This is a genomic window from Vibrio anguillarum (genome assembly GCF_001989995.2).
Taxonomy (GTDB): Bacteria; Pseudomonadota; Gammaproteobacteria; order Enterobacterales; family Vibrionaceae; genus Vibrio; species Vibrio anguillarum.
This window is the reverse complement of sequence record NZ_JAHGUP010000060.1, coordinates 1-466: the sequence shown is the minus strand read 5'-3', so window position 1 is coordinate 466 and position 466 is coordinate 1. Positions and strand designations below refer to the sequence as shown.

Sequence of the window (466 nt, the reverse complement as noted above, 5' to 3'; positions counted from 1 at the left end):
TATGGCAGTCCTTCATCCAAGCTATAAAGCTTCTTTGCAACGCTGCCGGATTCATCATGCCCATCACACGAGACAAAGTATCTGCCGATGGAATGCCTGCCTCAAAATGACCATATCGTTTTAGGAAATCTAAGCGAGCATTGCCAAAGTCAATAATGCCATCCCAACCGTCATGACCCGACAAGACGCCACAAATTGTCAGCAAAATAATGTCTGATAATTTGTGTGCTATTTTATTTTCCTGTCGATAATCTTTAATGATTTGAAAGTGCATAAATGGGTTGGTTAACTCGCTCATATTTAGGCTCCTATATTGTCTAGGAGCAATTAGAAAACAACGAAAATGATCTACAAGCAGATCTTTATTTTCATGTGGTTACATTCAATAGTTGGGATTAGTGATAGGTTTAAAGCGGAATCTTAGCATCTTTGCAGCCCTTATATATCAACGACTTTCATGCGGTTT

1 protein-coding gene is annotated in these 466 nt (G+C 39.1%); it reads right to left on the bottom strand.

The window, feature by feature from the left end:
• Positions 1 to 298: ISAs1 family transposase (locus tag PL85_RS13875; protein WP_215809356.1), on the bottom strand; the 298-nt coding region annotated here is incomplete at its 3' end.
• Positions 299 to 466: the final 168 nt, after the last annotated feature.